The sequence below is a fragment of the Gelidibacter sp. genome (genome assembly GCF_053579655.1).
The window spans coordinates 1-5,591 of sequence record NZ_JBMDWE010000072.1; the positions used below are offsets into that span (position 1 = coordinate 1).

Consider the following 5,591-nt stretch of genomic DNA (forward strand, 5'->3'; position numbering starts at 1 on the left):
ATAATTAATAATCGAAATTTAAAAGAACACTCTTGTTTTATAGGGGTCAAAACATTCCTATATACCCGTTTAATGTCCATGAGCTGTATTGCTAGCAATAACGAGCCTGTCAAAGATCCGTTCTCCAAAAAACCTGCAAGTAAGCTTGTACTTCCTGTATCCAGATCTTCAAGAATGGTGCTTTCCGCCATTATCATGACATTTGACTCTGTCTTCTCCTTTGGCCAGATTTCTGTGTTTTGTGCGCTTCCTGTGGAGCTTCAATGGTAAAGTAGTCCTCATCCATTTCTATCATCCCTTCCAAACTATATCGATCATCACATTGCCCCCATTGCTTTACGAAGCTTGTGGGCCATTGCCCAGAATGGCTCGTACCTTTTTTAAGCCCAGTTGACGCTGTATCTCTTTACTTGAAAATCCTTTTTTTGTTGTGCTTAACAGAAAAATGATCTTGTACCAGACCATAAATGACAGTTTTGAACTTTCCATTTTGGTGCCGCTACGCAACGAGATCCTTGAGTTACAGGATATAAAAACTTATATTATATTCTCGATTTTATATGTTTTATCGGTGATGATAAGGTTCATTCCTTAAGATAGTAAAAGCACGATACAATTGTTCAATCATGAACAAACGGATCATTTGATGGGAAAAGGTCATTTTAGATAAGGATATTTTGCCATGTGCTTTATCATGAACTTCTGAAGAAAATCCGTAAGGTCCGCCAATCACAAAGACCAACTGCTTAATGCCAGAATTCATGTATTTTTGAAGTTGTTCCGAAAAAGCGACCGAATCATATTGCTTTCCGTTTTCGTCCATTAAAATGAGAAGGTCTGTATTGCTGAGTTTGGCGAGTATCAGTTCGCCTTCTTTTTGTTTTTGTTGCTCTTCGCTTAAATTCTTTACTTTTTTTAAATCAGGAATGATTTCAAATTCAAACTTGATGTAAAAACCTAAACGTTTTTGATAATCATCAATAAGCAGCTGTAATTGCGGATGGTCCGTTTTGCCAATGGCGAGAAGTTTTATTTGCATGGCGTAAAATTACAAATTTGTCGGGATATGGAATTTGGGATTTGAATTTGAATTGTTTCATTTTCAATTAGTATTTTTACGTAAAATATCCCAAAAATGATTTCACAAGAACAATTCAATAAAGAGATAGAGCTTATCATCGCCAATGCCGTTAGAGAAGATGTTGGAGATGGTGATCATAGTTCCTTGGCATGCATCCCCGTTTCGGCGCAAGGCAAAGCAAAATTGTTGGTGAAAGACAATGGAATTATTGCTGGCGTTGCATTTGCAAAACTTGTATTTCAGTATATCGACAAAAACTTGAAAGTAGAAACCTTAGTGGAAGACGGCGCTGAAGTGAACTATGGCGATATTGTGTTTTATGTAGAAGGTTCATCACAATCCATTCTTAAAGCAGAACGTTTGGTTTTGAATGGCATGCAACGGATGAGTGCTATTGCGACAAAAACAAAAACTTTTGTGGATTTATTGGAAGGTACGGGAACCAAAATTTTGGATACCAGAAAAACAACGCCAGGAATTAGAGCTTTAGAAAAATGGGCCGTTAAAATTGGAGGTGGCGAAAATCATCGATTTGCTTTGTATGATATGGTCATGCTCAAGGATAATCATATTGATTTTGCGGGTGGCATTACCAAAGCCATCACAAAAACCAAGACTTATTTAAAAGAAAACAATCTGGATTTAAAAATTATAGTTGAAGCTAGAAATCTTGATGAAATCAAGGAAATCCTTAAAGCCGATGGTATTTACCGAATTCTGATTGATAATTTCAACTATGCAGATACCAAAACGGCGGTGGCTTTGATAGGCGACCAATGTTTGACAGAATCTTCGGGCGGCATCAATGAAGACACGGCACGGGAATATGCCTTGTGTGGTGTGAGTTATATATCATCGGGTGCCTTGACCCATTCTGTATATAATATGGACTTAAGTTTAAAAGCTGTCTAAATGGCCGACGAACCGGATGTAAATATTGAGGATAAAATCGAGGATAATCTCGATAAAATTCCCGTGTTAAAGTATTTCATCAAATTACTAAAAAGAATAAAACTGCCAGCTTTAGAGGGCTTGACCTTATATTACTTTTTAAGACTCTATGGCAAAGGAGTCATTAAAGGTGCAGTAACCAGTAGGGCAAGTGCGATTGCCTTTAGTTTTTTCACGGCAATATTTCCATTTTTGTTGTTCATTATTATCTTAATCCCTTATATTCCGGTTGCAGGATTTGAATATGAATTTAAAGGGTTTTTAAATTCGGTATTACCCCCGCAAACGTCCGATTTCTTTTTTGAGAATATTTTTCAGAATATTTATAAAGGAGGTAACGCTGGATTAATTTCAACTGTATTCCTATTATCTATTATTTTAATGGCGAATGGAATTAGCGCTCTTTTTTCGGGATTTGAAAGTTCGTATCACCAGCAGCTCACGCGCAGTGTGGTCAAACAATATTTATATTCCATGTTTGTGGCACTTATTTTAACTTTTTTATTGATCATTACGATCACCGTGATCGGATATTTCCAAATTTATGTCATCAATAGTGTTCTTTATTATATGGACAAACAAGGCTATGAAACCTATGATGAGGGATTATTTATGGTCGCTATTGCGAAGTATGTGTTTTTTGTATTTATGGTCTATATTGCAACGGCGACGATTTATTATTTTGGAACCCGAGAAGGTAAAGATTCGAAATTCTTTTCGGCAGGTGCTTTGTTGACAACCATATTGATTATTGTATTTTCGTATTTGTTTGGTATTTATGTTACTTATTTTTCAACCTATAATGAACTGTACGGTTCTATTGGAGCCTTATTGATTCTGTTATTTTACCTATGGTTGATTTCCAATATTTTATTGCTTGGCTTTGAACTTAATGCAACCATCAGGCTTTTGAAGAAATATAACCTTCAGAAAAAAAATCGTAAAAAACTTTCTTAATTTTCCTCATGCAATATTTTATAGATGTTATCCTTCCTGTTCCACTTGAAAAATTGTTCACCTACAGCATTACCCAAGCTGAATCTGAATTTTTGAAAGCAGGCATGCGGGTTGCTGTGCCATTTGGAAAAAGTAAAATTTATACAGGATTGGTCTTTGCTATTCATCAACAAAAACCAATGGCTTATGACGCCAAGGATATTCATCAAATATTGGATGATGAACCCATCATTACGCAAAACCAGTTGACGCATTGGCAATGGATTGCAGATTATTATCTGTGTACATTGGGTGATGTGCTCAGAGCAGCACTGCCCAATTCGTTTTTGTTGGAAAGTGAGACTGTCATCACTAAAAACAATGATAAGATCATCAATGATGCGGACTTGAAAGACGAGGAGTTTTTGGTGTATGAGGCACTTCATCATCAGTCGTCGTTAAAACTTCATGATTTGATCAATATTCTTGATAAGAAAAATGTATTTCCGGTTATCAATGCGTTGTTGGATAAAGAAGCGATTGTACTTCAGGAAGAGGTTTATGAAAAGTACAAGCCAAAATTGGTACGGTATGTCAAGCTCAATTCGCAATATTCGGAGCCGCAAAAACTACAACAACTGCTGGAGGAATTGAGCCGGGCACCCAAGCAAAGGGATGTGGTCATGACTTTGTTTTCGATTTCGGCACAAACAAAAAAGCCTGTAAAAGTTTCTGATTTATCCGATGCTAGTGAGGCATCTGCATCTATAATTAAAACTTTAATTGATAAAGAGGTTTTAGAAGAATACCATTTTCAGGAAGATCGCGTCGGCTATTCGGGAGATGCCAATGAAGCCTCTAAAAACTTAAACAGCCATCAGGAGAAAGCGCTTGAAGAAATCAAACAGTCCTTTGATAAATTCAATATTACCTTGCTTCATGGCGTAACTTCTTCTGGAAAAACGGAAGTTTATGTCAAGCTTATTGAGGAAGTTATCGCCAAAGGAAAACAAGTATTGTATTTGCTTCCTGAAATTGCTTTGACCACACAGCTCGTCAGTCGTCTGGAAACGTATTTTGGTGGGAATGTATCTGTTTACCATTCGAAATATTCGTCGCATGAACGCTTTGAACTTTGGAATAATGTACTGCAAAACCAACCCAAAGCACAAATTGTTTTAGGTGCACGTTCGTCGATTTTTTTACCATTCCAGAATTTAGGTTTGGTCATTATTGATGAAGAGCATGAAACTTCGTTTAAGCAATTTGATCCTGCGCCACGTTATCATGCCCGTGATGCTGCCATCGTATTGGCTTCTCTTTTCAAAAGTAAAACCCTGTTAGGATCGGCAACGCCAAGTTTGGAGAGTTACTATAATGTGAAGCAGGGAAAGTATGGTTTGGTAGAAATCATGCATCGATATAATGATGTACTGATGCCGGATATTGAGTTGGTCGATATTCAGGATAAGCACAAACGCAAACGGATGACTGGTCATTTTAGCGATCGACTGATCGAGGAAATGACGGCCGCTTTAAAGGAAGGGCATCAGATTATCTTGTTCCAAAACCGACGCGGATTTTCGCCCATTGTAGAGTGTACAACTTGTGGGCATTCGCCTCAGTGCCCTAATTGTGATGTGAGTTTGACCTATCATCAATATAAAAATGAGTTGCGTTGTCATTATTGTGGCTATTATACGGTCATGCTTAAAAATTGTATGGCTTGTGGTAGTGTGGAGTTGGATAATAAAGGTTTTGGTACGGAGCAAGTGCAGGAAGAAGCACAGGAACTTTTCCCAGAACATAAAGTGGCACGCATGGACTTGGATACGACGCGTGGAAAGTTTGGCTATGATCGGATCATCAATGCTTTTGAGCAAAAGGAAGTTGATATATTAGTAGGAACACAGATGTTGACCAAAGGGTTGGATTTCCGAAACGTGAAATTGGTTGGGATTATGAATGCTGATAATATGCTCAACTTTCCCGATTTTAGAGCGCATGAACGCAGTTTTCAATTGATGCTACAAGTATCAGGTAGGGCAGGGCGTACGGAGGAGAGAGGGAAAGTGTTGATCCAGACCTACAATCCGCATCACAGAATTTTACATCAGGTCTCTACCAATAATTATGAGGAGATGTATAAGGAGCAGATGGATGAGCGCCATAATTTTAAATATCCGCCCATTTACCGATTGATCAAGATTACTTTAAAGCACAAAGACTTTAATAAAGTGAATATTGGTGCCGAATGGTATGCGACTGGATTAAGACAAGTGTTCAAAAGCAATATTTTGGGGCCTGAATTTCCACCGATTTCAAGAATAAGGAATCAGTTTCATAAAAATATCCTGGTTAAGATTCCGCAGGAGCAATCCTTATCAAAAACAAAAAAAGCCATTGTTAAGATTAACAATAGCTTTTTGAGCATTAAAGAATTTAGGTCGGTTAGGGTTATTCTAAATGTCGATAATTACTAATGAAATAGAAATTTGGAACAAATTTCGTAATTGAATTAGTCCCGCTTTAGGGCGGGACCTCCCGATCATATTATTTTTAATCGTTATAGAAATTTGGAACAAATTTCGTAATTGAATTAGTCCCGCTTTAGGGCGGGACC

At 37.4% G+C, this 5,591-nt stretch carries 5 protein-coding genes and 1 pseudogene; 4 read left to right on the forward strand and 2 right to left on the reverse strand.

What is annotated here, in order from left to right; genetic code table 11:
- The coding region (locus ACOH2D_RS18205) for a hypothetical protein (RefSeq protein ID WP_449536167.1) at nucleotides 1–270 on the forward strand (270 nt) is incomplete at its 5' end.
- On the opposite strand, the pseudogene ACOH2D_RS18210 reads toward ACOH2D_RS18205, so the two are convergent.
- Nucleotides 268–525 (reverse strand): annotated as a pseudogene (locus ACOH2D_RS18210) (IS1595 family transposase); the annotation flags it as partial. The gene ACOH2D_RS18205 and the pseudogene ACOH2D_RS18210 sit on opposite strands and share 3 nt — an antisense overlap.
- A 40-nt stretch (nucleotides 526–565) precedes the next feature.
- Nucleotides 566–1,039 (reverse strand): 23S rRNA (pseudouridine(1915)-N(3))-methyltransferase RlmH, encoded by a 474-nt coding sequence (gene rlmH, locus ACOH2D_RS18215; RefSeq protein ID WP_348036874.1) that lies wholly within the window; start codon nucleotides 1,037–1,039, stop codon nucleotides 566–568.
- A gap of 96 nt (nucleotides 1,040–1,135) precedes the next feature.
- On the opposite strand from rlmH, the gene nadC reads away from it, so the two are divergent.
- Genes nadC through priA form a run of 3 tightly spaced genes read left to right on the forward strand, consistent with a single transcriptional unit; the run spans nucleotide 1,136 to nucleotide 5,451 of the window.
- Nucleotides 1,136–1,993, forward strand: a complete 858-nt coding sequence (gene nadC / locus ACOH2D_RS18220) for a carboxylating nicotinate-nucleotide diphosphorylase (protein ID WP_449536164.1) — start codon at nucleotides 1,136–1,138, stop codon at nucleotides 1,991–1,993.
- Nucleotides 1,994–2,989, forward strand: coding sequence for a YihY/virulence factor BrkB family protein (locus tag ACOH2D_RS18225; protein ID WP_449536165.1), 996 nt, complete (start codon nucleotides 1,994–1,996; stop codon nucleotides 2,987–2,989).
- Between the two features lie 8 nt (nucleotides 2,990–2,997).
- Complete coding sequence (gene priA / locus ACOH2D_RS18230) at nucleotides 2,998–5,451, forward strand: replication restart helicase PriA (protein ID WP_449536166.1); 2,454 nt, start codon at nucleotides 2,998–3,000, stop codon at nucleotides 5,449–5,451.
- Nucleotides 5,452–5,591: the final 140 nt, after the last annotated feature.